This window comes from Pseudomonas sp. JAI111 (assembly GCF_024809425.1).
GTDB lineage: Bacteria > Pseudomonadota > Gammaproteobacteria > Pseudomonadales > Pseudomonadaceae > Aquipseudomonas.
Map to the genome: position 1 here is coordinate 952,705 of NZ_JANUCB010000001.1, position 26,621 is coordinate 979,325.

A 26,621-nucleotide genomic window follows, 5' to 3' on the forward strand; every position below is an offset into this window, starting at 1 on the left:
GAGTCCTTGTGCCTGTCAGCCAGGTTTATGCGAGCAACTGCGCCCAGTTGATCGGAGCGCTGTCACCCAGGGCAAAACCCTTACCGGTCAACGCCAGATTGGCGTTGTAGGCCTGGTCCTGTGCGAAGGCGGCGGCCCATTTTTCCCGCAGGGCGTCGAGCACCTGAGGAGCCTGCGACACCTCGCCCGGATGAATCACCTGAACAAGCGGCGTCCACGCGGTGAGATAACCCGCCTGTCCGGCCTTGAGGCACAGATCGACGTCGCTCAAGCCTTCGGCGAATGTCTGGTCATCCAGGCCACCCAGGGCGTCAAACAATTCTTTGCGCACCATCAGGCAAGCCTGCGACACCGCCGAATAGTTCTGGTCCAGTACCAAGCGTTGCAAATAGCTGTTGCTGGCGTCATAGCGGTCGCCGATAAACGCCGAACCAACCCCGCCACGCATCCCCAGAATCAGACCGGCTTGCGTGACCTTGCCTTCACGATCGACAAGCGTGGCGCCGACAATCCCCACTTCAGGACGCTGGGCATGGTTGAGCAGCGACTCGATCCAGTTCGGATTGACCACTTCACCGTCAGCAGCCAGCAGCACCAGGTATTCGCCCTGCGCTTGCTGACTGGCGGCGTTGTACAACGCCACGTTGCTCAGCGTCTGGTCTGCATACAGGACGCGCACCTTGGCGTTCTGTAGCGTGCCCAGCCAATCGTTGACCTCGGCCGACTGGGTCGGATTCGCCGCAATCAGCACTTCGTAGCGGGTGTAGCGGGTACGCAGCAACACGCCTTGCACGCACTGTTGCAGCAGGGCCAGGTCATCCCCGGCCGGAACGATGATCGAGACCAGTGGACGCTCGGTGTGACGGTAGTCGACCTGATAGGTGCCAGGGGTTGCCGAGGTGATTTTGGCCTTGTAGCCACGATTGCCCAGATGACGCAGCAACGCGAGGCGTTCGTCGGCGTTCTCTTCCAGTACCGGCGCCTGCGCGATCAGCAATGGCTCGTCGAGGTGCGCCAGACCACTCAGGCCGCCCGCCTCGATGATGCGCAGCAACAAATCGAATTCCAGGGCCTTTCTGAAATCGGGCTGGTAACCACCCGCCTCGATCAACACGTCGCGGCGGATCAGCCAGTGCCGCGCCATCAACGCGGGCAGGCTTTGCAGCAGGTCCAGGTTGAAGCCCGGCCGGAACACATCCACCAGTGCGCCGTTGTCGGTACGCTGGATTTCATCGGTCGCTACCGCACGGATGTCACTGGCGGACAACAGCTCCAGGCTGGCACGCAACAGGCCAGCCGGGGTGAACTCATCGCCGGCCTCGGCCAGCAGCAGCCAGTCACATGGCGACTGACGGGCGCTCTGATTCAGTTTTTCGACAAAGTTGCCTGGCGTCACACGGACAAAGTGCAGGGTGTTCTGTGCCGTGGTGGCCGCAGGCGCTTCGCCGGTGGTGAAGACCACGACTTTGAAGGCCTTGCAGTGGCCTTCAAGCAAGCTGTCGAGGGTGACCTGCAATTTCTCGACATCGTTATCCAGGTCCAGCAGAAGGATGCCGAAGTGTGGCCCCCCGCCATTCATTGCCAAGTGTCGGGCAATCGCCTCGGCCTGTTCGGCATCGGGCGACCGGGCCTCCAGCCACTTGAGCAGGCGACCCGAACGCATGTTTTCAAACGTCAAGTGATGATCCACGACCGACAACGCATCAAGGCGTGCGAACCAGTCGCGCATCGATTCAGCTTCTTCGTCCTCGCCCAGCAGTTCCAGTTGCGCCACCAGGCGCTTGACCACTGTACGGTTGAACGCATTGGCGTCGTAGGCCTGCCACAAACGGTCGACCACGCTTTCCGACGTATCGTTGTTGCGCGGGCTCAGCAAGTGTTCCTGGCGAGTCCACACGCCTTCAAGCTGTTCGAGCTGAAGACGACCGGCCGGCATCGCATGAAGCATGAATTCGAACTGGGTCAACTTGTCGAAGAACGCCTGATTATAGAACGGCATTTCGACGTACTGTTTTGGCCCGAAAAGACGATCGGGTGCCTTGAGGGTGTTGTTCCAGATGGACTGGAAAACCAACTCCGCGGTCAGGGCACGTCCGGTTTGCAGGCTGTCGATCATGGCGTCGAAACTTTCCATGACGAAGGCTTTGGCCTGTGCCGGATCGAGCCCCTTGATCCCGGTTGGCAACGAGGCCAGGAATTCGGCAAAGGCGTCACGTTCCGCCACCGATTTGGCGTCGGTATACGTCAGCGAGTGATACACCTCGGTGTTGTGCTCGGAGTTGCCGTAGTTGATCTCACGCACCACATAAGGGGTTGGCAGGATCCGCGCCTTGGCGCACGCCAGCATGTAGTAGACGTGACCGATCTCCTGCCATTGGAAACTGGTGCCCGGCGGCAACAGCGAATACCAGGATTTCATCAGCGAAGTACGGGTCACCGCGTAAAACGGCGGCAAGTATTGATGCATGTACTCGACGACCCGATCCTGAGGTCGTTCGGAGGAATAGTCCTCGCACACCTTCTTGTCCCGCCGGTAGTAGCTCACGCTGTTGGCGAAGGTCAGGTACATCAGGCAATAGCCGTGGCACATGCCGTAGTCGCGGTTCGCTTGCAGGAAGTCCACCGACTCGGCCAGCGCATCATGCACGATGAAATCATCGTCGGCCGCCAACACCATGTACGGGGTGGTCACTTGCTCCACACCATAGCCAATTTTGGCCTGGAAGCCGCTGTAGGCGAATTGCGGCACATGCCGGTATTCGACGTCAGGCAGTTCGCCCTTGAACGGTTCAGTGGCGGAGTCGAGCACCAGTACTTTGCAAGGCAAGTCACCGTAATACTTCATTGCCCGGCGCAAAAAAGCCGGACGGTTGTGGGAAATCAACACCACCGTCAGCAGCTCATTCAACGGCAACATGTGCTCAGAAACGGACTTGCCTTGCATAACTTCTCCCACTGCCGGCGAAACGCCTGACTAACACTTTAATGATGTGCCGAAATTAACGAACGCGACGCAGGTAGCCGTCCGGTGCAACGGTGAGCAGCAGCTTGTTTTGCATCTGCTGGTCGATCTCGAAATCCTTGTTCTCTTCAAGGTATTTCCACACCGCGGTTTTCGGGTTGTCGCCCGGACCCCATGGACGGTCCGGGAAGAAATCGGCGGGCATGTCTTCGACCACGGTGTCCATGACCACGCAGTAGCTGTCCACCGACACCAGTGGCGCGTACAGGCGCAGCTCTTCCAGCACGTGGTCGTGGGTGTGGTTGGAGTCGAGCACCAGAATGACTTTCTTGCCTTCGGCCGCAGCACGAACCTGGGCAGCGATCGCCGGGTCGATGCTCGAACCTTCGATCATTTTGATGCGCTTGCTCATCGGGTGGCTTTCGATGGCTTCGCGGTTGTGCGGGCGAATATCGAGGTCAATGCCCAGCACTTCGCCGTGGCCTTGCAGCTCCAGCAAGGAGGCGTAGTAGATGATCGAGCCGCCATGGGCGATGCCGCATTCGATCACCAGGTCTGGCTTGACCTGCCAGATGATCTCTTGCATCGCCATCATGTCTTGCGGCAGCTGGATGATCGGACGGCCCATCCACGAGAAGTGGTAGCTGTACTTGTGTTTGGCCGATTCGTTGAAGAAATCCCGGGCCAGGCCGGTCAGTTTCTGGTCATCGCCCTGACGCGCGATTTCTGCCTGGCACTCGGCTTCGAAGGCTTTATTGATGGTGTTGTCGGTCATTTTTCTAATCTCAATAGTCACTGGAACGAAGCGCTGTCGACGGCGTGATAGACGTAACGTCCACCGGTCATCCGCTTGATTTCTTCGAGGTAGTTGGAGTTCATCACAAACAGGTTGGCGCCTTCGGGCAACGCATCCATGGCCTCTTGCGGCGAGGACACCCGCACGCCGCTCAAGGGCAGATACCGCCCCTGTTTGGCCGGGTTGATGTCCACGACGCGATCCACCGCCACCCCGGCCCGTTGCAGGAACAGCGAATAGATCACACCTTTGGACGAGGCACCCCAGATCGCCGAACCTTGTTCGGGGGCGTGCTGGATAATCTGCACCGCGCGCTCAAGGCTGCTGGTGAAACCTTGTGGCAACTCAAGGCGCGGCACCGGTTGTTCCGGGGTCAGGCGCAAGGTCGACAGGTCCGCCACGATGTACAGGTATTGGCCACCGAACAGGTGACCGGCCTCGTGCACCGTGCCGAACATCCGATGCAGGTCATCAAGGCGGAAATAATTGACGTGCTCGTAGAACAGGTCGAACCAGGCGCGGTGCTCCAGAATCCAGTCGAAGCACGGCACTTCGATGTAGATCTGCCCGCCCTGATTGGCCTCGGCCATCTCGGCGAGAAAACTCACCGGGTCCTGAATATGTTCCAGCACATGACGCAACACGATGGCATCCGCCGCCAGACCGAGGCCACGCGTAAACGGCGCCTTGATCACATCAGTGTTGCTGCCTTCGTAAGCCGGGTCGATGCCGGTGATGGCGTAGCCCAGGCCCTTCAACAGTTCGAGAAAGTAGCCTTTGCCGCAACCGACTTCGATCAGTTCCTGGCCCTTGAAATGGCGGGCAATGATGCCTTCGACATCGCTCAGGTGTTTCTGGAACTGCCCCGAATGCGCTTGCTCATTCTGGTAGTCGGCGTCGTAGCTGAGCTTGTCGGCATCGAAGGCCTGGTTGAAGATCAACCCGCTCAGTTCGTCCTGCACCAGGACCATATCGGCGCGGGCAGAGGCCCGGGCCGAATCCGGGTCGGCGAAGGTGCGGTTTTGCAGCACCGGCAGGTCAGCGACCCGATACAACTCATGCTTCATGATTGCCTCCCAGCAGCTGTTGCAAACGGTCCGCCACGCCCCAGAACGCCATCGGTTCGTGGGTCGGGTAAGGGTAATGACCGAGGTTCAAACGGATCGATGCGCCGCGTGCGCGCAATCGCTGCTCGACCAGTGCCCGCACCGACACCGGCTGGCCGCTGGAGCAATTGATCAGCCCATTGAATTCCCGTTGTTGCAGGATCGCCGCCAGGTAATCGGCGGCGATGTCGATGGCCAGGTAATCGCGCAACTGCTCGCCGGCCGACATGTTGAACGTGTCGTCGCCGGCATCGATTGCCCGGTCCAGTGCTGCGAGCAAACTGTTGGGGTTCTGGCCTTCGCCGTGCAGGTAGAACAGCCGCGCCCATTGCAGGGTGAACGGCTGGACCCGCTGCAAATTTTCCAGAAACAGCCGCAGGGTGTTTTTGGCTAACCCATAAGGATTGTTCGGCTGCGGCGTGGCCTGCTCGCTGAGCGGCCCGTCTTGCATGCCGTATTCGAAACAGGTTCCGGTCACCAGTACTTGCGACACGCCCGCCTCGACCGCGCCCTTGATGAACCGGTAATCGGCCATCAGGTTGTGCTCGAAATGGAACAGCGCCTGATAGTTCGGCAACCCCGGCCACGCCAGATGCGCCAGGGCATCGATGTTCGCGGTCAGCGCAGCGATGTCCAGATCGTCGGCGTGAATGTCCGCCGCCATGAACTCCACGGCGTTGATCCACGGCATCGACGCGGCCGTCTCGGCGTTGCGCGCCACCGCCCGGACTTCAAAGCCACGGGCGAGCAAGGCGGCGACCAAATGGCGGCCGACGAAGCCGGTGGCCCCGGTCACAAGCACTTTCACAGGACGGTCAACTCAGGCACTGCAATCACGAAGCGAGCGTCCCACTGACGTACCTGCGCCAGTTGCTGACTGACTTCGTGCAGCAAGTTCCAGGGCAGGACCAGCACGTAGTCCGGTTTCTCGATATCGATCTGTGCTGGCGACACGATTGGAATGCGACTGCCCGGCAAGTACTTGCCCTGCTTGTGCGGATTGGCGTCGGCCACCCACGCCAGCAGGTCAGGCTTGACCCCGGCGTAATTGAGCAAGGTGTTGCCCTTGGCCGCGGCACCGTAACCGACCACCCGCTTGCCATCGGCCTTGGCCTGCAACAGGAAACGCAGCAGTTCGTGCTTGATGCGTTCGGCGGCTGGCGCGAGGGTCGCGTAATACTCGGGATTTTTCACGCCGGCTTTGAGTTCAGCTTGCAGTTGTTGAGCAACGGTCGGCTGCACCTCGCGGCGAATACCGTCGATGCGCTGGACGAACACGCGCAGCGAGCCGCCGTGAGTCGACAGCTGACTGACGTCGAACACTTCCAGGCCATTGCGCTCGCACAAGGTCTGCACGGCGGTCAGCGACAGGTAGGAATAGTGCTCGTGATACAGCGTGTCGAATTGCTGCCCGGCCATCAGCGTCAGCAGCTGCGGAAATTCGAACGTGGCCACGCCGGTCGGCTTGAGCAACGTCGCAAAACCGCCGAGGAAATCATTGATGTCCGGCACGTGGGCCAACACGTTGTTGGCGGCCATCAAGTCGGCCGACCAGCCTTCGCTGACCAACTGCGCAGCGGTGTCACGGCCAAAGAACAGTTCACGAATCTGCAGGCCTTTTTCCCGGGCCGCTTGCGCGGTGCTACGGGTTGGCTCGACGCCCAGGCAAGGGATGCCACGCCCGGCGACGTACTGCAACAGGTAGCCGTCATTGGCGGCGATTTCCACCACGCGACTGTCGGCGTCCAGGCCGAAGCGCTCGACCATCTCGGCCACATACTGCTCGGCATGGGCCAGCCAGGTGCTGGAGAACGAACTGAAATACGCATACTCGGCATCGAACAGACTGTCGGCGCTGGTGTAATCCTCGGTCTGCACCAGCCAGCACTGCTGACAGACCGCAACCTTCAGCGGCACCCATTGTTCGGCTTGCTCCAGCTGATCGGCACGCACATAAGCGTTGGACGGCGGCGACGTGCCGAGATCAATCAGCGGCAAAGCCAGAGGAGTACCGCAACCACGGCAATTCATACACGCACTCCAGCGAAGTGGTCATCGAGCAAGGGATGGCTGGAATCCCGCGCCGACAGATTATTGACAGGCAACGGCCAGGCAATCGCCAGCCGCGGATCGTTCACGCTCAAACCACCCTCGTGCACAGGCGTGTAGTCCGCGCTGTGCAGGTAAAGCAATTCGGCGTCGTCGGTCAGGGTCTGAAAACCGTGGGCGAACCCGGCCGGGATCAGCAGGCTGCGACCGTCGCCAGCGCGCAGGTGTTCGGCGTGCCAGTGCAGGAAGGTTTCGGAGCCGGGGCGCAAGTCCACCGCCACGTCCCAGACTTCACCGCGCAGGCAAGTGATCAACTTGGCTTCCGGCGCGCTGGCATTCTGGTAATGCAGGCCGCGCACACTGCCGCGTTCGCGGGTGCAGGAGTGGTTGATCTGGCGGATATGAAACGGCTCGCCGAACGCACTCAGGCTGCCTTCGCAGAACAACCGCGCGAAGTGCCCACGCTCATCTTCAAAGCGTTTGTGCTGCACGCTGAACAGTCCGGCCAGGGGCAGCGGCTGCAATAGAAACTCACTCACAGCGCGCCTCGGTACAGGTTCAACTGACCCAACGTAATGGCGCGCATGTCGTCGCCGTTCTGCCACGCCAAGTGCCAGTCGAGCGTGTGGGTCAGGCACTCTTGCAACGACCAGCGCGGCTGCCACGCCAACAGTTGACGGGCGCGGCTGCTGTCCAGGCGCAGCAGGCCGGCTTCATGCAAATCGCTCGGTTCGATGCGCAAACCTCGGGCTTGCGGCCAACGGCTGGCGAGCAATTCGACGACTTCGCCGACGCTGCACATGTCCGCTTCGCTCGGGCCGAAGTTCCACGCACCGGCAAACGCCGGACCTTGTTCATAGAGGCCGGCGGCCAGTTGCAGGTAGCCGGCCAGCGGTTCCAGCGCGTGCTGCCACGGGCGCACCGCTTGCGGGTAACGCAGGGTCACCGGTTCGTCGGCGGTCCAGGCCTTGAGCACGTCGGGAATCAGCCGCTCCGGCGCAAAATCGCCCCCGCCCAGCACGTTACCGGCGCGCGCCGTGGCCAGGGCCAGACCGTGCTCGGCATGCTTCTCGGCCGGAAAGAACGAAGCGGCGTAAGACTGCGCCAACAATTCGCAGCAGGCTTTGCTGCTGCTGTAAGGATCGTGTCCACCGAGGGCTTCGTCTTCGCGGTACGGCCACAGCCATTCCTGATTGGCGTAGACCTTGTCGGTGGTCACCAGCACGCAGGCACGCACGCAGCCGACCTGACGGATGGCTTCAAGCAGATTCAGGGTGCCCATGACGTTGCTGGAATAGGTGCCCAGCGGATCGCGATAGCCTTCGCGCACCAACGGCTGAGCCGCGAGGTGCAAGACAATCTCTGGCTCGGTTTCAGCGATGATTTCAAGCAGCGCACCCAAGTCACGCAGGTCGCCGCGCTGATCGTTGATGCCTTCGTGCACCCGTGCCAGTTCGAACAGGCTCGGCTCGGTGGACGGATCAAGGGAAAACCCGATGACCTTGGCGCCCAGGCTTTGCAGCCACAGCGTCAACCAGCTGCCCTTGAAACCGGTGTGCCCGGTGACCAGAACCCGCTTGCCGCGCCAGAATTGCGGACTCAGTCCCATTGCTTCCATGGGGCCTCCCCGCTCAGCCACAACGCCTCGAGGTGATTCTTGTCACGCAGAGTGTCCATCGGATGCCAGAAACCGTCGTGCTGGAACGCCTGCAGCTGGCTTTCACTGGCAAGTGCCGCCAGGGGCTCTGCTTCCCAGGAAGTCTGGTCGTCGCCGATGTACGGCAACACCTTGGGCGACAGGACGAAGAAGCCGCCATTGATCCAGCCGCCGTCGCCCCGTGGTTTCTCGATGAAGCCTTTGACACTGTCACCGTCACGTTCCAGGGCGCCGTAACGTCCTGGCGGTTGCACGGCGGTGACGGTCGCGAGTTTGCCGTGGGCCAGGTGGAAGTCCACCAACGCGCCGATATTGAGGTCCGAGACACCGTCTCCGTAGGTAAAGCAGAAGGCTTTTTCGCCCTCCAGATAACGCGCGGCGCGGCGTAGACGGCCACCGGTCATGGTGTCTTCACCAGTGTCGATCAACGTGACGCGCCACGGTTCGCTGTAGTTCTGGTGAACGTCCATGCGGTTGTTGCACATGTCGAAGGTGACGTCGGAGGTGTGCAGGAAGTAGTTGGCGAAGAAGTCCTTGATCGCATAGCCCTTGTAGCCAAGGCAGATCACGAAATCGTGGATTCCGTGCGCGGAGTACTGCTTCATGATGTGCCAGAGAATTGGCTTGCCGCCGATCTCGATCATCGGCTTGGGCTTGAGGTGCGACTCTTCGCTGATTCGCGTGCCCAGGCCACCCGCCAAAATAACTGCCTTCATCCTCTACCCTCTCTTGTTCGTCACAGGGCTCAGCCAAGCTGTATCAAGCTTTTGCAGGCCTTCTGGATAAAACGCTCAACGCCGCCGTGTGGACTGCCCGCTACGCCGCAAGTGCTCGTTTTATGGCGATATAAAGGGGGACTTGCAGGAAACGCGCCAGCTCCAAGACTCCAGCGGGCGGTGGTGGTGCGCGGCAAATGCATGACAAAGAACAGCCAGGCACCGAGGCCAAAACGAAAAAGGGGAACCCGGATCAGTCACGACCGGATTCCCCCTTGTTACGGCTCAAATACCTTCAATGGCACCAAACATTCGAAGGCGAGTGTCCGCGGATGTCAGCCAAACATGCTGAACGCATCCGCACTAACCGGCAGGACGTCTCCATTGGCAGCCTTGAAACTTTCGATGGTGTTGGCGCCTGCGTACCAATCCTGCAGTTTCACACCATGGTCGGGCACCACAGCCTGCTGATCAGCGCGACTGAAGAGATAAAGATCATCGCCCACCCGCATCAGATTCAAGTCAGCGGCGGTGGCAACGTTGTTCAGTATCACTGTGTCAGTACCGAACATGTCCCGACCATCATCACGGATCGTCACCAGGTTGCTGGTATTGATGGTATAGGTATCGTCGCCCTCCCCTCCGTTGGCGAAACCTCCGGCGTTCAAGAACAACTGATCATTGCCCTCTGCGCCCAGCAACACGTAATTGTTACCCGTGCCCGTCAATACATCTTCGCCGGCACCACCATCGGCCGTACCGCTGGCCACTGTGATGTTGTCATTGCCACCTTCGCCATAGGCGAAGCTTCCCCGATCATCGACGGCGGTGACAATAACGTCGTCACCGTCGCCGCCGTACAGCATGTCGGCCTGGGGAGCGCTGCCCGTATCAACCTCGGCAGAAGGCCCGTTCGCAGGCCCCAATCCGCCATAAAGTTGATCGGCGAACCAGCCACCGTGAATGACGTCATCGCCCTGACCGCCTTCAAAATAATTACTGGCGATAAGGTTGCCTGTCAGCGTGTCGTTGAAATGACTGCCGCGCAGGATCTCGATATCAATGTACTGGTCACCTGAGGCGATACCAGTCTGCTCACGCGTCATCAGGTCGAGGCTGACACCGACACTGCTGTCGCCGTAACTGACCACATCCACGCCTTCGCCGCCGATGAAAACGTCTGCACCGTCACCGCCGAACAGCAGATCGTTACCTTGGCCACCCTGAATGGTGTTCTCCAGATCATTGCCATAACCGGTGAAGTCGCCGGTGCCGGTGTACGTCAGTTTCTCGATGAATGAGTCCAGCGCCGTCACCGCCAGGCTTGTGCGCACCTCATCGTTGCCACCGAGGAAATCCTGTTCAATGATTTTCACGCCCTCGGCGTTGATGTTGTAGACGTCATCGCCTCGGCCACCTTCGAACGTAACGCCGCCAATGGAACTGGTGAAGGAGTCGTCCGCGAACGAACCAATGACCTTTTCAACGTTGGCCAAAGTGTCACCTTCAGCACTGCCACCCACGCCAGGCTTTCCGACGCCGTCACTGATATCGACCGTGACCGCACCATTGGACCAGGAGTAATCCACGGTATCGAAACCGTCCCCGCCATCGAAACCGATCGGCGCGTCATTCGCTATAAAATGGTCGTCGTAGTTCGAGCCGCGGATAAGCTCGATGCTCGTGTATGTATCGCCCAGCGCCGCACCGGTGCTTTGCTGCCCCGACACTAAATCAACCGTCACACCCACCGCACTGTCGGCATAGCTTGCAGTGTCCAGGCCCGCACCACCGATCAAATGGTCCGCGCCTTCGCCACCGATCAGCACATCGTCACCCGCACCGCCAGTGATGGTGTTGTTGCCAGCATTACCGTAACCGGTGAACGAGGCTTTCCCGGTGTAGGTCAGCGCTTCGATATTGGCGTCCATGGTGTAGGAGGTCAGGCTGGTACGGATTTCGTCATTGCTCGCGGAGATATCGCGCTCGGAGATCGTGATACCGCGAGTGTTGATGACGTAGACGTCATCCCAGATCGTGCCAACGACGTGCTCGATGTTTTTCAGCGTAACGCCTTCGGCATCGCCGCCAATGCCAGGCTTGCCCACGCCATTGCGGATATCGACCGTGATGCCCTGCTGCGACATCGAGTAATCCACCGTGTCAAAACCATCGGCACCGTCCAGAGACTTGAAACCCGCAACGTTCATGAATACGTCGTCATGGTTAGAGCCACGGATCGCTTCGATGTCGGTATAGGTATCGCCGACCGCAATACCGGTAGTGTTGGAGCCGTACTTGAGATCGAACGTCAGCCCCTCGGTGCTGTCGGTGTAGCTTGCCGTGTCCCAACCTGCGCCACCGATCAAATGGTCGGCACCACCGCCGCCGAGCAGCACATCGTTGCCGGCACCGCCGGTGATCACGTTATCGCTGGCATTGCCGTAACCGGTGAATTTGCCGGCCCCGGTATAGGTCAGGCGCTCGATGTTGTCGTCCATGGTGTAGCGGGACAGACTGGTGAGAATCTGGTCGTTTGACCCTCCCCCCCAACCCTGCTCAATGATTTTGGTGCCGCCAGCGTTAACGATATAGGTGTCATCACCTCTGCCACCCTCAAGTGTCCGGCCCGCCAGCGTACTGGTGAAGGTATCGTCATAGTCGCTGCCAATGACCTTCTCGATATTTTTCAGCGTATCGCCTTCGGCATCGCCGCCTATACCGGGCAGGCTGATACCGCTACGCAAGTCGATGTTGATGCCGGCCGAGGACCAGGAATAATCCGCCGTATCGAACCCTGTACCGCCGTCGAGCTGGTCTGCGCCAGCGCCGCCGATCAGTACGTCATCGCCACGCAGTCCATTGATGACGTCATGTCCATTACTGCCGATCAGCGTATCCGTGCCGTTTGTTCCGTTAATAACTGCCATGTCTTCTTCCTTGCCTTGTTGTGAAAAAACCAGATCCCTGGACAGCTATCGACAGTGCAAACCAGAAGCTTGAGCCCCACCGAAAAATCAGCGGCAATCAGTCAACCCACACGCAAAAAAAAGGCGACTCAAGGTCGCCTGTTTTTTTGCAGGGAGCGGCTGATGATCAGTCCGCCAACCAGCCATTTTCCCAGTAGCGCAGATTGTCGCCGCGCAACACGTAGTCGCGCAGAACCACCTCGCGCAACTCATCGCCCATGCGGTAGCTGGCGTCCGGGTCGGCCAGGTGCATGCGGATCGCTTGCAACCATTCATCGGTGGAGTTGGTTTTGATTCGGGTACATGGCAAGTATCCGCGATAAGCCTCGGTGTCGGTGCAGATCACCGGGTAGCCGCACGCCCCGTACTCCAGCAGACGCAGGTTGCTCTTGCAGTCGTTGAAGATGTGGAATTCCAACGGTGCCAGCGCCAGGTCCAGGTTCAGGCTGGCCAGCTTCGCCGGGTAGACGTCCAGCCCGATCACACCATGGAACTCATGCATATACGGACGCAAATCATCCGGGCACATGCCGAAGAACACCCAGTCGACTTCGTTGGCCAGTTCGCGAACCACGTCGGCAATCACCGCCAGGTCGCCGTGGTGACTGGTGCCGCCGCCCCAGCCGACCCGAGGTTTTTTTGAAGTACGACGCTGGCTGCGCATGTCGCTCCACAAGTGCTTGGCCAGCATGTTTGGCACGACACGAATGTCGTCATGCATGTCCGACAATGCGTTGCCCAGCGCGTCGGTGGAGACCACCACGCGGTCGCACATGCCGATCGCGCGCCGTACCAATTTCTCCATCTCGTCCTTGCCCGGCATGTTGCGGATATGCGCGTTGCGATGGGGGACGTTGATGACATAGTCATCCAGCTCGTAAATCCGTCGGGCGCTGGAATAGGTTATCAGGCCCGGAATCTCGTTGATCGGTCCTTCGGAGTAACGACCCTGCAGGATGATTACGTCAGGTGACTGACGCTCGACCTCAATGATCGACGGCAAGTTGTAGTGAATACGTCCGTGAGCCCTGCCCGCCGCTTCCAGTTCGATCAAGGGCTGCGTCACGCGGTAGTGACCGATGGCCGAGGCATTGACTGGCAGTGCAAGAATTGTCGGCAACTGAGATTTCGAGAACGGGCTCCAGCCGGCACGCAGGCCCGGCTCAAGGCTGAAGCTCGAACCGCCCAAGCCGTGCAACGACAAATTGACGTTGTAGGCCGGATCGCGAGCCACGATCGGCAGCCAGCGCTTGTAAAACACTTGCTGTTCATGAGTGCGCGAGGCCTGCTCGGCCTCCGACAACGTTACAGCTGGCTGAGCGCCCAGGGCCAGTTTGGCAAAAGGTGTCCAGACCACCAGATAACCGTCCTTACCCACACGCAGGCACAGGTCCACTTCGTTGAGGCTCTGGCCCAGGTTCTGCTCGTCCAGGCCACCAACCGCGTCAAATACGGCTTTGCGGATCATCAGGCAATCAGCGCCGACGGCACTCAAGTCATGGACCACCTGCAGGCGATACATATAACCCGCAGCGTTCAGCGATTCGCCGTAAAACGGCACGCCTGCCGGCCCTTGCAAACCAAGAATCAGGCCCGCGTGCAGGACCCGTCCATCCGGGTTGAACACCTTCGCCCCCACCACGCCGACTTCCGGTCGTTGTGCGTGATTGAGCAACTCATCCAGCCAGTCACTCTGAGTGATCACGGTGTATGGGTTAAGCATCAGCACGTAGTCGCCAATAGCCTGCTTCACGGCGAAGTTGCGCACCGCCGCGCCATTGCCTTGCTGTGGATACGTCAACACACGAATCCGCTCGCTGCCCAACTGCGCCATACCCGTCAGCCACGCGTGGGCCTCGGCGCTTTCGCTACCGTTGTCGACAAGCAGCAACTCATATTCGCTGTAGGCGGTTTTTTCCAGCAGGCTCTCGACACAGCGCTGCATGGCGATGGTCTGATCCTTGCCAACGATGACGATCGACACTAACGGACGATCCTCATGGTGATAGTCAACCCGGTTAAGCAACGTCGAACCCGCGTCGCGAATAACATGTGCGATGCCCATGCGGTCCAGGTGCGCCTGCAGCAACAGCGGATTGTTATTGACCACTTCAGGCTGGGACAGCCACTTGGCAAGGTCGAACGGCGACTCCAGCAGAATTTCGGCAACGTGTCCGATCACTTGCGGGCCGTCATTCTCGACCAGACGCCAGAGCACATCGTGAGGGGCCAGTTCGCCAAAGACGGAATCAAAACCGCCCAACGCCAGGAACGCTTCTCGGTCAAACGCCAGCGCTCGCCCGACATAGGGGTAGCTGCGCATCAAGTCCAGGTTAAAGTCTGGCTTGAACGCCGGCTCGGCCGACTCGCCTTGCCGCAGGCCACCTTCGTCGCTGTACAGGCACTTCAGCGTGCGCGAGAGGGCAATCCGCTCAGCCATTACCAGCAAGGCCGGCGCCACCAGGCGATCGCCGGCACGCTGCAGGTAGAACCAGTCAGCCCCGTCCAGTTGCGGCAACAGTTCATTGATCTGCTGCTGCCAGTCATCTTGCAGCGGCAAACGGAAAATCCGCTCATCCAGCTCGGCTTCCATGCATGCCGAGGACAACACCAGTGTCAGTTCAGGTGGATAGTCTTGCGCGGCCAGGGATTGCAACGTGTGGTCCAGCGCTGAGCGGCTGCCCTGTTCATCAATAATGATCGGGACGATTTTTGGCGTGCGCGGCCAGCCCACCAATGTTTCGGGCAACAATGTGCGCTGCCCCTCAGTGAGACAGCGGCACGCCAGCCACTGGGCGTACAGCTCGGAGAAACTGACACTGGCAATGCCGACATGCCAGTCCTGGGTGGTCTGCTTGGTGCCCAGGGTTCGGCTCAGCGGTAACTCTTCCCAAACCCGGGGCGACTCGTCGGCCTTGGTCAGCGGTAGGTAGCGAACCCAACCCGGCGCTGGCGCAGATTCGCCGCTGCGGGCCTTGAGCATTTGCAACAGCCACTGCCGCTCGGCCTCGACCGAATCCTTCATCGATTGTTGACCGCTCAAACGCTCCGGGTACAGGCGCTCGACACTCAACACATGATTGGACACCACCAGATTGCCGCGCCGCAGCAGGCACATGTACAAGGCAAAATCCAGGGTCGCGACAAAACAATGACCGGGTTGAGTCAAGGCCGGCAACAGCTCCAGTACATCGGCACGACGGAACATGGCATTGCTGAAACCGCCGAGGATATTGACCGGGAAATTCTCGAAGATCGCCAGCAGGTCTTCACCCTTGAACAGCCCGCACACCGGGGAAAGCGGTGTGTTTTCAAGCCGCGAAGGCAAAGGCAGATCATCGGCATCCCAGAACAACCGCTGGGCCAGTACCAGATTCACATCTTCACGATCGATGAGCACTTGTGCCTGACGCTCAATGCACGTAGCGAACAATTGGTCATCATCGCAAAGAAACTTGATGAACTCGCCTTGCGCTTCTTCCAGGCAGACTTGCAGGTTTCCCACCAGTCCGAGCGTGCGGGGATTGCGCACATAGCGCACAACGACATCCGTCTGCCCGCTCAACGAATCGACCATCTCTTCGATTTCAGTGCCACGGCTATCGTCGCAAACAATGACCTCGAGATTGCCATAGTCCTGGCTCACGGCACTGTGCAACGCCCGACCAAAAAAGCGCGGATTGAAGGCAGGAATGACAAGGCTGACAAGAGGGAGTGAATTCACGGCGGACTCGCAGGCGGCGAGAGCTCGCCCAGAAAAGCGAGCCCTTGGAACCGCGGAAAAAGACAGTAGATATGGGAGGGTCAGCGGTCGGCGGTCACCGGACGCTTGCGCGCCCGGTTGCCGTCAGATCTTGTTGAACAGCCCCAGCGAAGTGATCTTGCTGAACGCCAGTTGCGCGGCTTGCAGCATGGTCTGCTGCAGGGTCAGGCGCGTCATGACTTCGGCAGGGTCGGAGTCGCGAATCGACGACTGGGTCGCCGTATTCGCCAGGCTCAGGCTCTGGTTAGTCGTGGTCTGATCGTCCAGTGACTGACCGCGCGCACCGATCGACGTAATGGCCGAGCCCAACTGGTTACTGGCGCTATCCAGATTCGCGAGGCCCGATTCCATGGCCGCCTGGAATTGCTGCTTGGCGTTCGTGTTGCCATCGACTGGCAAGCTCATCGCGCTGATCATCTTGCCCAATGTGTCGAGCACGTTCTGGGTCTGGTGATTGTTGGACTGGACCGCGAACTGATCGTTGGCGGCGGGTGCACCACCGCCCAGGGTGAATGTCACGCCCGCAGCAGTGGCGGTGGACGGAGGACCGGCCACCACGGCGCCCGAAGACACGGGGCGACTGTCGACGGTCACCGGCGCAGCGTAGAGGTCGAAGGCTGTCGGACTGGTGAACTTGAGGACCGCCCCACCCGTCGGGAACGCAGCATTGTAGGCCGCCGGGTTAGTGATGGCGGAACCGGTGATGACGGCTGTGGACGCGTTGCCGGCGCTGCGCGTGGCGTTGAACGAGTCCTGCGAGGCCGATAGCTGGAAGGTGTGACCGGCAATCACTGTGTCCGGTACATCGCCCGGCTTGAGGTTGATGTTCAGGTTCAGGTCGACGCCACGAAAGTTGACCACCTGGTTGGCGCCGTTGCTGTTGCTGAACGCGCCGTTCTGGCTGGCTTCGGTCGTCACGTCGTTGCCCAGCCCATCAGTGATCTTCAGCTGGGTGCTGCTCAAGAAGGTGACCGTGTATGGCTGACCGCTGGCGAACTTGGCGTCGTAGGTTGCGCTGTTGCTGACCTGACCATTGGACAGGACCACGCGACCATCATCCACCGCTGGAGCGGTCATGGTGGCCTGGGTGCGGCTGGTATTGATGGTCTGCTGGAACGCGTCCCAGCCAGTGGTGTTGGATGCCACCGTCAACCCATCGCCGATGCCCAGGTTGATGCTGGTCTGGTCACCGTTGTAGGTGTAGGTGCCGTCGGAATTCTGTGAGTAAGGCGGGGTGTCGGTTTTCGAACCGGAGAACAGGAAGTTGCCGGAGGCATCCTTGGAGTTCATCAGGCCCAGCACTTGTTGCTGGATCTGGCCCAATTCCGAGGCATACGCTTTACGGTCGTCGTCGGTAGCGATGCCGTTGTTGGCACTGAGGGCGATTTCCTTGGCGCGCTGCAAGGCGGTGCCAATGGAATCCAGGGTGGTTTCCTGCAGGCTCAGTGCACTCTTGGTCGAACTGATGTTGCCGTTGTACTGGTCCAGCATTGCGCTCTGCTGACCGAGTTGCAGCAAACGACCGGCACCGACCGGATCATCAGCGGCGGTGTTGACGCGCGTCAGACTGCTGGCTTCATTGCTGGTCGCGATCGCCTTGTTGAAGTTGCGCTGATAGTTGGCAGCGGTTGTCTCGTAATACTGGGCGGTAGAAATGCGCATGAATTACGACTCCTTAAAGGCTGTTGATCAGCGTGCTGAAAATTTCCTGCGCAGCCTTGATGATCTGCGAAGACGCGGTGTAGTACTGCTGGTATTTGACGAGGTTGCCGGTTTCCTCATCCAGGTCGACCCCGGACAGGGAATCACGGGCGCCCTTGGCCTGGGTCAGGATCGCCGAGGTGGCGGCACTGTCCGACTTGCCTTGAGCGGCTTTGGTCCCGACGTTGGTCACCAGCGTGTTGTAGGCGTCGGTCAGGCTGATGCCCTTGCTCGCCGAACCGGTGTCCACGGTCTGTTTGGTTTGCAAACCGACCAGCGCTTGAGCGTTGCGGTTGTCCGAGGATGCCGCACCGGTCAGGGAGATCGAGAAGCTCTCGCCGTTGGCTGGCGAACCACCCACCGTGGTTTGCACGGTGAAGGTTTTCTGCACCGGCGGAGCACCGCCCATGATCGGGTTGCCGCTGGCATCGATCATGGGCACTGTCAGGTTCAAGGTGTTGTTCTGACCCGGAACAATGGTACCGCTACCCAACGGGTTGCCTTGGGCGTCACTCAGGTTGTAAGTCTGGCTGCCACCGCTCGGGGAACCGAACGTCACTTTCACTGGCGTCGAATACTTGAGCCCTGTCTGCATGTCGGCCTGGGCCGCCGGACTGTAGATGTCCAGCGTGCTGGTCAGCGTCGGCTGGGTGTAAGTGCCCGTGGCTTTGGAGCTGGCCACACCGCTCAATGGCGCTGCCGCCGCGATTTTTTTCGGGTCGTTCAGGACCGTCTGGATACTGGTTGCGGCGCCGCGAGTCGGGGTCACCTTGAAGGTGTCGCCAGCGCTCAGGGCACCGCCGTTCAGGGACAGGCTGAAACCATCGATCACTGGAGGTGGCGTGGTCAAGGTGCTGAAGGCGCCCATGGCGGTGCCGTCAGAACGCTTGACGGTGTAGTCGGTGGGAGTGCTGAACGTCACCTGATAGTCGCTGGTGGTCAGCTTGCCGGTGTCCTTGATGGTGACATCGAGGTTGCCCGAGCCGGCGCTGTTGCCCGCCTGGCCAATGCTGCGCTGGCTGATCAGCGCGGCGCTGTTGATGTTGTTGAAAATCGCCGCGCCGAATTCACCGTTCTTGTCGATGCCTTGCGCCTGCTGGCTGTTGATCTGGTCAGCCATCACCAGGGCCACACGCCCCAGCTCGTTGAGCGACGGGTCGAGCACGTCCTTGCGATAGGAGAGCAAGCCGCCGATTTCGCCACCACTGACCACCGACGTGATGTCGATGGTGCTGGAGCCACGATCCATTTGCAGCGCCATGCGCGACGGATCGTCTTTGCTCGGCACGGTGCCCAGGGAGTTGGTGGTGTTGCCGATCACCAATGGCTGGCCGCTGCCGACGTAGATATCGTAGCTGGTGCCGCGCTCGACCACTTGGGTGCCGACCAGTTCGGACAGCTGACGTACCGCTTCGTTACGGTTGTCGAGCAAGTCGTTCGGCTGACCGCCGCTGGTGGAGACCTCACCGATTTTCTGGTTCAACGATGCAATCGACGTGGCCAGCTTGTTCACCTTGGTCGCCATGTCGGACAGGCTGCCATTGAGGGTGGTGTTCTGGTCATTCAATTGTTTGGCGACGGTGTTGAAGCGATTGCTCAACGCCTGGGCACCGGTCAGCACCGACTGGCGCGACGTATCGTCGGTCGCCGATGACGAAACACCCTGCAGGGAGGTGAAGAACTTCTGCAGGACGCCGGTCAACCCGGTGTTGGTATCGGACAGCGTGGCGTCCAGTGGCGTGGCCTGAGCCTGGTACGCCGAGGCTTCACTGTTGAGCGAGGTGGCGGTGCGCAGCTGAGCATCGAGGTAGGAGTTGTATACCCGGCGAACGTCCGCCAGGGTCGTCCCGGTGCCGATGAACACATTACCGAACTGCTGCGAAGCCTTGGTGCTCTGCACGGTTTGCTGACGCGAATAACCGGCGGTGTCGACGTTGGCAATGTTGTTGCCTGTCACAGACAAAGAGGATTGGCTAGCCGCCAGACCCGACATCCCGATATTGAGCAAACTCATGGTTCAGACCTTATGCCTTGTGCCTATAAAGGCGTGGTGGTAGCGCCCGCCGCAGCGTAGTTTTGGTAACTCGTCATCTGCTTGGCTATCTGCGAAATCTTGCTGGCGTAGGCCGGGTCGGTTGCATACCCGGCTTTCTGCAACTCGCGTACAAACTGTTCTGGGTTATCGGCAGACTTCACCACAGCTTGATAGCGATTATTGGTCTGCAGCAAAGTCACCAGGTCATGGAAGCTGTCTTTGTACGAATCGTAGGAACGGAACTCGGCCGTCTCCTTGACCATCTCGCCATTGCGGAATTCGCTGGTGATCGCTCGCGCAGAATCACCCTTCCAGCTGCTGCCGGCCTTGATGCCGAACAGGTTGTGGCTGCTGCTGCCATCCTGGGCGCGCATGACTGATTTGCCCCAGCCGGTTTCCAGTGCGGCCTGAGCCACCAGGTAACGTGGATCGACGCCAATGCGGTCGGCGGCTTCCTTGGCCAGCGGCAACATGGTGTTGACGAATTCGTCGGCGGAGCTGAAGGCTTTTTTCGCGGGTGCCAAAGGAATCTGCGCCATGGCCCGACCATAAATCTGCATCTGCCCCTTTGACGATGTGTCCGTCTGCGAGGCCAGCCAATCGCCGTTGAACAGCGGGCCGGCGCCGGTCTTGGCGTTCTGCGGTAACTGGATCCGGGTCTGTGCGGTCGCGGCAGTGGCCGCGGTGTTCGTAACCGACGGCACCAGCCCGGCGAGCAAACGGTCCGCCAGTTTCGGCGGCAGCGCCAGGCGGCGCTGATTGAGCATCGCCACATCATTCGTGTGATCGGCGGTGTGCGTCGGCACCCTGCCCGAGCGCGACGCCCACAACGGACGCTGGCCATTGAGGCGCGACAACGGACCATTGGTGCCCGTCGTGCCTGCGTCTATCGGGGTTTGTACGGCCGCTTTCGCCGCCGCCTGTTTCGCCGCAGATGCAGCCTCAGCCTCACCTGGCGCCAACGGTTTGTTCTTCGACATCTGTCGCATCAGCACATCCGCCAGACCAATACCACCGCCTTCGCGGGACATGGAAATCGCCAATTGCTGGTCGTACATTTCCTGGTATTGCTTGGCGGCCGGCGTGTTGAGCGGGTTGTCCTTGCCCAGCGCTTCGGTGGCCGAACGCATGGACTTGAGCATTTCACCGAGAAACAGCGATTCGAACTCCTGCGCGACCTTGCGCATGTTGCCGTCGCTGTTCTTGTCGCCGACCTTGAGCTGGTTCAGGCGATTGAGGTCCGAATAGGACCCCGAATCGCTGGTGCTGAGTGTGCCGGCCTTGCGCATGTCCATGGTCGCTGTCCTCAGATCACGATCAGGTCGGCTTGCAGCGCGCCGGCCTGTTTCAATGCTTCGAGGATGGCCATCAAGTCACCCGGCGCCGCGCCGACCTGGTTCACCGCACGCACGATTTCGTCGAGGGTGGTGCCCGGGCCGAACTTGAACATTGGCTTGGCTTCCTGCTGGGCGTTGACCCGCGAGCGTGGCACGACGGCTGTCTGTCCGTTGGACAAAGGGCCGGGCTGGCTGACGATCGGGTCTTCGGTAATGGTCACGGTCAGGCTGCCGTGGGTCACGGCGGCCGGGGAAACTTTCACGTTCTGGCCAATGACGATGGTGCCGGTACGGGAGTTGATGATGACTTTCGCCACCGCCTGGCCCGGATCGACTTCGAGGTTTTCAAGAATCGACAGATAGTCGACACGCTGGCTTGGGTCCAAAGGTGCCGTGACGCGAATCGAGCCGCCGTCGATGGCCTGGGCAACGCCAGGGCCGAGCATATCGTTGATCTTGTCGACCACGCGCTTGGCGGTGGTGAAGTCCGAACGGTTGAGGTTCAGGGTCAGGCTGTTGCCCTGGTTGAAACCGCTCGGTACCGAACGCTCGACCGACGCACCACCCGGGATACGACCCGCCGACGGAACGTTGACGGTGATCTTCGAACCGTCACGACCTTCAGCATCGAAACCACCGACCACCAGGTTGCCTTGGGCGATGGCGTAGACGTTGCCATCGATACCCTTGAGCGGTGTCAGCAGCAAGGTGCCGCCGCGCAGGCTTTTGGAGTTACCGATGGAAGAAACGGTGATGTCGACCTGTTGACCCGGCTTGGCAAACGCCGGCAACTCGGCACTGATCGACACTGCTGCGACGTTCTTCAGCTGCACGTTACCCGAACCTGGCGGCACCTTGATGCCGAACTGCGAGAGCATGTTGTTGAAGGTCTGCAGGGTGAACGGGGTCTGGGTCGTCTGGTCGCCGGTGCCGTTAAGCCCGACCACCAGGCCGTAACCGATCAATTGGTTGGTCCGCACGCCGGAAATGCTGGCGATATCCTTCAGACGCTCAGCTTGAGCGTTGAAGGCTGCGGACAGCAACAGGGCGGCCACCATGAGACTTTTGAAGTTCAACGTAGCCACCTAGAAAGGGAACAGCGGGCTGAGGAAGAAACGGTCGAACCAGCCTGGCTGACTCGCATCGGCAAACGAACCGGTGCCCGAGTAGGTGATGCGTGCATCGGCAATGCGCGTCGACGAAACCGTGTTATCGGTGGCGATGTCATCGGCACGAACCAGGCCGGCAATCCGTACCAGCTCATCACCGGTATTGAGGGTCATCCACTTCTCGCCGCGCACCGCAATGATCCCGTTGGGCAACACGTCGGCGACGGTTACGGTGATCGAACCGGTGAGGCTGTTGCCCTGCCCGGCCTTGCTATCGCCCTTGGTTGCGCGGTCGCCGCTGTAGCTGGCATCCAGCGTCAGATCGCCGCTGCCGACCGGGTTATTCACGTTGGGCGTACTGCCAAACAGTGAGGACAGGCCAATGCTGGTCTTGCTGGTCTTGCCCACCTGGGAGTTGGCGTTCTTGCTCGCCTGGGTCTTCTCGTTCAGGGTGATGGTGATGATGTCACCGACCCGGAACGCCTTGCGGTCGCTGTACAGGTTCTGTTCGAAACCGGCCTGATAGATCGAGCCGTTGTTGGCGGCAGCCGGCAACGGCGTTCGCGGCAACACCGGGGCGTAATAAGGGTCATTGGGCTTGGGCGTCGGCGCGACGCAGCCTGCAAGCGAGACCACCCCACTCAGTGCCAGAACAGATACAAAGCGATTCATGACCCTACCTCACGGTGCTGCAGGCGGCTTCATGCCGCCTCATAGACTTGATTACAGATTCTGCGTTACGAACGAGAGCATCTGGTCGGCGGTGGAGATCACCTTGGAGTTCATCTCGTAAGCGCGCTGAGTGGTGATCATGTTGACCATCTCTTCAACGGTGCTGACGTTGGACCCTTCCAGGGTGTTCTGCAGCGTGGTACCGAAACCGTTCAGGCCCGGGGTGCCGACTTGTGGTGCGCCGCTGGCCGCGGTTTCCTGGAACAGGTTGTTACCGACCGCTTGCAGACCGGCCGGGTTGATGAAGTCGGCGGTTTGCAGGTTGCCGATCACCTGAGAGGCCGCGCTGCCGGGAACGGTGATGGACACTGTGCCGTCCGTACCGACCGTAAAACTCTGGGCGTTGTTCGGAACGACGATCGCCGGTTCCAGAGCGAACCCGCTGGCATTCACGACCTGACCGTTGGAATCGAGGTGGAACGTGCCGTCACGGGTGTAGGACGTGGTGCCATCCGGCTGCAGGATCTGGAAGAAACCGCGACCATTGACCGCCAGGTCGAGTGGCTGCTCGGTGGTCTGCAGGCTGCCGGCTGTGAAGTTTTTCTGGGTGCCGACAATGCGCACACCGGTGCCCACTTGCAGACCGGTCGGCAGTGCGCTGTCCTGGGTCGACTGGGCGCCAGGCTGGCGTTTGATCTGGTACAGCAAGTCCTGGAACTCGGCGCGGTCACGTTTGAAACCCGTGGTCGATACGTTCGCCAGGTTGTTGGAAATGGTGGTCAGGTTGGTGTCCTGGGCGGACAGACCTGTTTTGGCAACCCATAGAGCCGGAAGCATTTCGATTCTCCTCGTGCGCCTGTTTTACGGCGCGACGTTCTGGTAATTAGCTGATCTGCAAGACCCGAGCCATGGCCTGGTCATCGTCTTTGGCGGTGTTCATCATCTTGATGTGCAGCTCGAATTGCTTCGACAAGGCCAGTACCGAGGTCATTTCTTCCACGGCATTGACGTTGCTCGACTGAAGGAACCCGGACACCAGCTTGACGCTCGCATCGGCTTGCGCCGGCTTGCCGTCCTTGGTGTGGATCGAACCATCCAAGCCTTTGGTCATGTTCTTCGGGTCAGGGTTGACCAGTTTGATACGGTCGACTTGCGCGATCACCCGCGGGCCTTCGCCCATCGAACGAATACTGATGGTGCCGTCCTCGCCCACTTCGATTTTCTGCTCGGGCGGCACGGCGATCGGTCCGCCATTGCCCATCACCGGCATACCGTTGCCGGCCCGCAGCACGCCCAGGGCGTCAACGTCCAGGCTACCGGTGCGCACGTAACTTTCGCTGCCGTCAGGGCTTTGCACGGCAATCCAGCCATCGCCGGTCACTGCCACATCCAGATCACGGCCGGTTTCTACCATCGAACCTGACGAGAAGTCGGTGGCCGGACGCTCGGTCATGGCAAAGGCACGCGCCGGAAAGCTGTCACCAAACACCGGCATCGAACGAGCCTGTTCCAGGTCTTTCTGAAAACCGTTGGTGGAGATGTTTGCCAGGTTGTTGGCATGAGCCTTCTGCGCCAGTGCATTCTGGCTGGCGCCGGTCATTGCCACATAAAGGTACTTGTCCACAGTCGTTCCTCTGCATGCCGGACGTTTGCCGCCCACTGCTGTACTGCTGAGCGACAAGCAATTTGCAGACCAACTTTTTTCTGACGGCGCCGGGCCCGGCAAACAAAGGACTTGAAGGGTTTTGAGGGGATTGGGGAAATGTATCGAAGACGAAAAACCGGCGGTGTTATGCCGCTTCGCGGCAATCTTAAATGCCGATGGCCATATGATCGTTCCCACGCTCTGCGTGGGAATGCAGCCCGGGACGCTCCGCGTCCCATCAAGAGCCGAACGCGGAGCGTCCGTTGAGGCATTCCCACGCAGAGCGTGGGAACGATCAGTCAGGGGCCGGGCTCTTTGCCGACTTCGTACTCACGCAATTTATTGGCAATGGTGGTGTGCGAAACGCCCAACCGCTTACCCAGCTGCCGACTGCTCGGATGCTCGGAATACAGACGCTCCAGCACGGCTTTCTCAAAGCGCCCGACAATCTCATCCAGCCCGCCCTCAAGCGAAAAATCGCCGAGCGGCTGACGCACACCGTAATCCGGCAGACGAATATGTTCGGCCTTGACCGTCCCACCCTCACACAACGAAACCGCCTGGAACAACACGTTTTCCAATTGCCGGACATTGCCCGGCCAGTGGTAATGGCTAAGCCGCTCCATCGCCGCTGGCGCCAGCTTCGGCAGCGGACAACCAATCTGCCGGCTGGCCTGATCGAGGAAGTGCTCCACCAGCGGCGTCAGTCCATCGAGGCATTCACGCAGCGGCGGGATGTGCAAAGAGAGCACGTTCAAACGGTGATACAAATCCTGGCGAAACTCGCCGCGTGCGCACAACTCGGACAGGTCCACCTGAGTCGCACAGATCACCCGCACATCCAGATAAACCTCTTCATCGCTGCCCACACGACGGAAGCAACCGTCCTGCAGGAAGCGCAGCAATTTCACCTGCAAGCGCGGGCTCATTTCCCCGACACCATCCAGAAACAGCGTACCGCCCGCCGTCAGTTCCAACAGCCCAAGCTTGCCTTCGGCCCGTGCGCCTTCGAAAGCACCGGGGCCGTAACCGAACAATTCTGTCTCGGCCATCGATTCCGGCAGACCGGCGCAATTGAGCGCCATCAAGGGTGATTGGCCTCGTGGACTGGCCAGGTGACAGGCCCGCGCCAACAACTCTTTGCCAGTGCCGGTTTCGCCTTCGATCAAGAGCGGCGCATCCAGTGGCGCCATGCGTCGCGCCTCGCGCACCACCGCTGCCATCACCCTGGAGCTTTGGAAGATGCTGTCGAACCCGCGCAACTCCTGCTTGCGCACATTATAAATACGTTCTCCGACGCGGTCCGCGCGGTGCAACGTCAGCACCGCACCCGCCATTGCCTCGCTGTCGTCATGCTCTGATTGCAGTGGCGCGATATCGGCCAGAAACACATCGCCCTTGACCTTCACCCGCAAGCCGTTGATCCGCGATTTGTTGGCGCGCACCAGTTCCGGCAAGTCGAAATCCTCGGCGTAACGCGACAGCGGAATTCCCGGCACCTCATCCACCCGTACCCCGAGTAGCTGCGCCGCCGCACGGTTGGCCGCGACAATCGAGCCGCCCATGTCGATCGACAACACCGGAAACTCCAAGGCACCAAGCAAGGCATTGAGCTCCATATGCCGACGCTCGCTGGGCATCAGCCCTACGCGTTTGACGCCAAATACGCCGGCAATCGATTCAAATTTCGGACGCAGGGCCTGGAACTGAATGTTGATCAGGTTCGGGCAATGCAGGTAGATCGCGTTGCCATGCTCACCGCCGACCTCGCCGCGAGCGACGTTGATTCCGTACTCGACCAGCAAGTTGAGAATGTCGCGCAGAATGCCGATGCGGTTCTGGCAGTGGACTTTGATGCGCATATAAAAGGCCCGAAACAGGAGTGATCGAGGGCCCGAGCCAGGAATTTTCTGCGCAGGCGCCAACTTTGTCGTCAAGATTATGTGACAGGTGTAGGCCGATTCAACCCCGCAAATCGCAATACCTGCGCCATAGCGCGTAAACCGTAACGAATTCTTTACGGAAAATGCGGATTTTTCCTACTCTCGACACTTGGCACCTGCTGCAACGCCGCACACCTTGGGGTATTTCTAGGTCCATAGCA

18 protein-coding genes are annotated in these 26,621 nt (G+C 60.0%); all 18 read right to left on the reverse strand.

The genetic code is table 11. The features are described from left to right. Positions 1 to 25: 25 nt before the first annotated feature. The 18 genes from HNR03_RS04575 to HNR03_RS04660 all read right to left on the reverse strand — a co-directional run bounded on the left by HNR03_RS04575 (position 26) and on the right by HNR03_RS04660 (position 26,379). Positions 26 to 2,944, reverse strand: a complete 2,919-nt coding sequence (locus tag HNR03_RS04575) for a TIGR00180 family glycosyltransferase (protein WP_259151147.1) — start codon at positions 2,942 to 2,944, stop codon at positions 26 to 28. 55 nt (positions 2,945 to 2,999) lie between these two features. Beyond that, on the reverse strand, positions 3,000 to 3,737 hold the full coding sequence (locus tag HNR03_RS04580; protein ID WP_090181503.1) for a cephalosporin hydroxylase family protein: 738 nt from the start codon (positions 3,735 to 3,737) through the stop codon (positions 3,000 to 3,002). A gap of 17 nt (positions 3,738 to 3,754) precedes the next feature. Beyond that, positions 3,755 to 4,825: a class I SAM-dependent methyltransferase gene (locus tag HNR03_RS04585; protein WP_259151148.1), complete on the reverse strand. Its 1,071-nt coding sequence runs from the start codon at positions 4,823 to 4,825 to the stop codon at positions 3,755 to 3,757. Beyond that, the gene (locus HNR03_RS04590; RefSeq protein WP_259151149.1) at positions 4,815 to 5,672 is read right to left on the reverse strand and encodes an NAD(P)-dependent oxidoreductase; all 858 of its coding nucleotides are present in this window, start codon (positions 5,670 to 5,672) and stop codon (positions 4,815 to 4,817) included. The genes HNR03_RS04585 and HNR03_RS04590 overlap by 11 nt, the downstream gene beginning before the upstream one ends. Further along, positions 5,669 to 6,895 carry a class I SAM-dependent methyltransferase gene (locus HNR03_RS04595; RefSeq protein ID WP_259151151.1) on the reverse strand — a complete coding sequence of 409 codons (1,227 nt, stop codon included), beginning with the start codon at positions 6,893 to 6,895 and terminating at the stop codon, positions 5,669 to 5,671. The genes HNR03_RS04590 and HNR03_RS04595 overlap by 4 nt, the downstream gene beginning before the upstream one ends. Beyond that, positions 6,892 to 7,452 carry a dTDP-4-dehydrorhamnose 3,5-epimerase family protein gene (locus HNR03_RS04600; RefSeq protein ID WP_090181495.1) on the reverse strand — a complete coding sequence of 187 codons (561 nt, stop codon included), beginning with the start codon at positions 7,450 to 7,452 and terminating at the stop codon, positions 6,892 to 6,894. The genes HNR03_RS04595 and HNR03_RS04600 overlap by 4 nt, the downstream gene beginning before the upstream one ends. Continuing rightward, positions 7,449 to 8,531, reverse strand: a complete 1,083-nt coding sequence (gene rfbG, locus HNR03_RS04605) for a CDP-glucose 4,6-dehydratase (RefSeq protein WP_222585218.1) — start codon at positions 8,529 to 8,531, stop codon at positions 7,449 to 7,451. Before rfbG ends, HNR03_RS04600 begins: the two co-directional genes overlap by 4 nt. Further along, entirely contained in the window at positions 8,513 to 9,286 is a 774-nt protein-coding gene (gene rfbF, locus HNR03_RS04610; RefSeq protein ID WP_222585217.1) for a glucose-1-phosphate cytidylyltransferase, read from the reverse strand. Before rfbF ends, rfbG begins: the two co-directional genes overlap by 19 nt. Before the next feature lie 335 nt (positions 9,287 to 9,621). Beyond that, entirely contained in the window at positions 9,622 to 12,216 is a 2,595-nt protein-coding gene (locus HNR03_RS04615) for a calcium-binding protein (RefSeq protein WP_259151155.1), read from the reverse strand. Positions 12,217 to 12,382: 166 nt separating this feature from the next. After that, positions 12,383 to 15,979, reverse strand: coding sequence for a glycosyltransferase (locus HNR03_RS04620; protein WP_259151157.1), 3,597 nt, complete (start codon positions 15,977 to 15,979; stop codon positions 12,383 to 12,385). A 123-nt stretch (positions 15,980 to 16,102) separates the two neighbouring features. Further along, a complete protein-coding gene (locus tag HNR03_RS04625) occupies positions 16,103 to 17,680 on the reverse strand; it encodes a flagellar hook-associated protein 3 (protein WP_259151158.1) in 1,578 nt (525 codons plus the stop codon). Positions 17,681 to 17,693: 13 nt separating this feature from the next. Further along, complete coding sequence (flgK, locus tag HNR03_RS04630) at positions 17,694 to 19,733, reverse strand: flagellar hook-associated protein FlgK (RefSeq protein ID WP_222585214.1); 2,040 nt, start codon at positions 19,731 to 19,733, stop codon at positions 17,694 to 17,696. A gap of 23 nt (positions 19,734 to 19,756) precedes the next feature. Then, entirely contained in the window at positions 19,757 to 21,049 is a 1,293-nt protein-coding gene (flgJ, locus tag HNR03_RS04635; RefSeq protein ID WP_259151160.1) for a flagellar assembly peptidoglycan hydrolase FlgJ, read from the reverse strand. Between the two features lie 11 nt (positions 21,050 to 21,060). Then, positions 21,061 to 22,149: a flagellar basal body P-ring protein FlgI gene (locus HNR03_RS04640; RefSeq protein WP_167360535.1), complete on the reverse strand. Its 1,089-nt coding sequence runs from the start codon at positions 22,147 to 22,149 to the stop codon at positions 21,061 to 21,063. A gap of 27 nt (positions 22,150 to 22,176) precedes the next feature. After that, complete coding sequence (gene flgH, locus HNR03_RS04645) at positions 22,177 to 22,872, reverse strand: flagellar basal body L-ring protein FlgH (protein ID WP_222585212.1); 696 nt, start codon at positions 22,870 to 22,872, stop codon at positions 22,177 to 22,179. A 51-nt stretch (positions 22,873 to 22,923) separates the two neighbouring features. After that, entirely contained in the window at positions 22,924 to 23,709 is a 786-nt protein-coding gene (gene flgG / locus HNR03_RS04650; RefSeq protein WP_222585211.1) for a flagellar basal-body rod protein FlgG, read from the reverse strand. 46 nt (positions 23,710 to 23,755) lie between these two features. Beyond that, a complete protein-coding gene (locus tag HNR03_RS04655) occupies positions 23,756 to 24,496 on the reverse strand; it encodes a flagellar basal body rod protein FlgF (protein WP_222585210.1) in 741 nt (246 codons plus the stop codon). 320 nt (positions 24,497 to 24,816) lie between these two features. Then, the gene (locus tag HNR03_RS04660) at positions 24,817 to 26,379 is read right to left on the reverse strand and encodes a sigma-54-dependent transcriptional regulator (protein ID WP_259151162.1); all 1,563 of its coding nucleotides are present in this window, start codon (positions 26,377 to 26,379) and stop codon (positions 24,817 to 24,819) included. Between the last annotated feature and the right edge of the window lie 242 nt (positions 26,380 to 26,621).

What these genes read in the sequence shown, in the direction of transcription:
- rfbG (WP_222585218.1), bottom strand. Translation starts at nt 8,531, where the DNA reads ATGGAAGCAATGGGACTGAGTCCGCAATTCTGGCGCGGCAAGCGGGTT.
- HNR03_RS04640 (WP_167360535.1), bottom strand. Translation starts at nt 22,149, where the DNA reads ATGGTGGCCGCCCTGTTGCTGTCCGCAGCCTTCAACGCTCAAGCTGAG.
- HNR03_RS04585 (WP_259151148.1), bottom strand. Translation starts at nt 4,825, where the DNA reads ATGAAGCATGAGTTGTATCGGGTCGCTGACCTGCCGGTGCTGCAAAAC.
- flgJ (WP_259151160.1), bottom strand. Translation starts at nt 21,049, where the DNA reads ATGGACATGCGCAAGGCCGGCACACTCAGCACCAGCGATTCGGGGTCC.
- HNR03_RS04660 (WP_259151162.1), bottom strand. Translation starts at nt 26,379, where the DNA reads ATGCGCATCAAAGTCCACTGCCAGAACCGCATCGGCATTCTGCGCGAC.
- flgG (WP_222585211.1), bottom strand. Translation starts at nt 23,709, where the DNA reads ATGCTTCCGGCTCTATGGGTTGCCAAAACAGGTCTGTCCGCCCAGGAC.
- flgH (WP_222585212.1), bottom strand. Translation starts at nt 22,872, where the DNA reads ATGAATCGCTTTGTATCTGTTCTGGCACTGAGTGGGGTGGTCTCGCTT.
- HNR03_RS04575 (WP_259151147.1), bottom strand. Translation starts at nt 2,944, where the DNA reads ATGCAAGGCAAGTCCGTTTCTGAGCACATGTTGCCGTTGAATGAGCTG.
- flgK (WP_222585214.1), bottom strand. Translation starts at nt 19,733, where the DNA reads ATGAGTTTGCTCAATATCGGGATGTCGGGTCTGGCGGCTAGCCAATCC.
- HNR03_RS04615 (WP_259151155.1), bottom strand. Translation starts at nt 12,216, where the DNA reads ATGGCAGTTATTAACGGAACAAACGGCACGGATACGCTGATCGGCAGT.
- HNR03_RS04580 (WP_090181503.1), bottom strand. Translation starts at nt 3,737, where the DNA reads ATGACCGACAACACCATCAATAAAGCCTTCGAAGCCGAGTGCCAGGCA.
- rfbF (WP_222585217.1), bottom strand. Translation starts at nt 9,286, where the DNA reads ATGAAGGCAGTTATTTTGGCGGGTGGCCTGGGCACGCGAATCAGCGAA.
- HNR03_RS04625 (WP_259151158.1), bottom strand. Translation starts at nt 17,680, where the DNA reads ATGCGCATTTCTACCGCCCAGTATTACGAGACAACCGCTGCCAACTAT.
- HNR03_RS04595 (WP_259151151.1), bottom strand. Translation starts at nt 6,895, where the DNA reads ATGAATTGCCGTGGTTGCGGTACTCCTCTGGCTTTGCCGCTGATTGAT.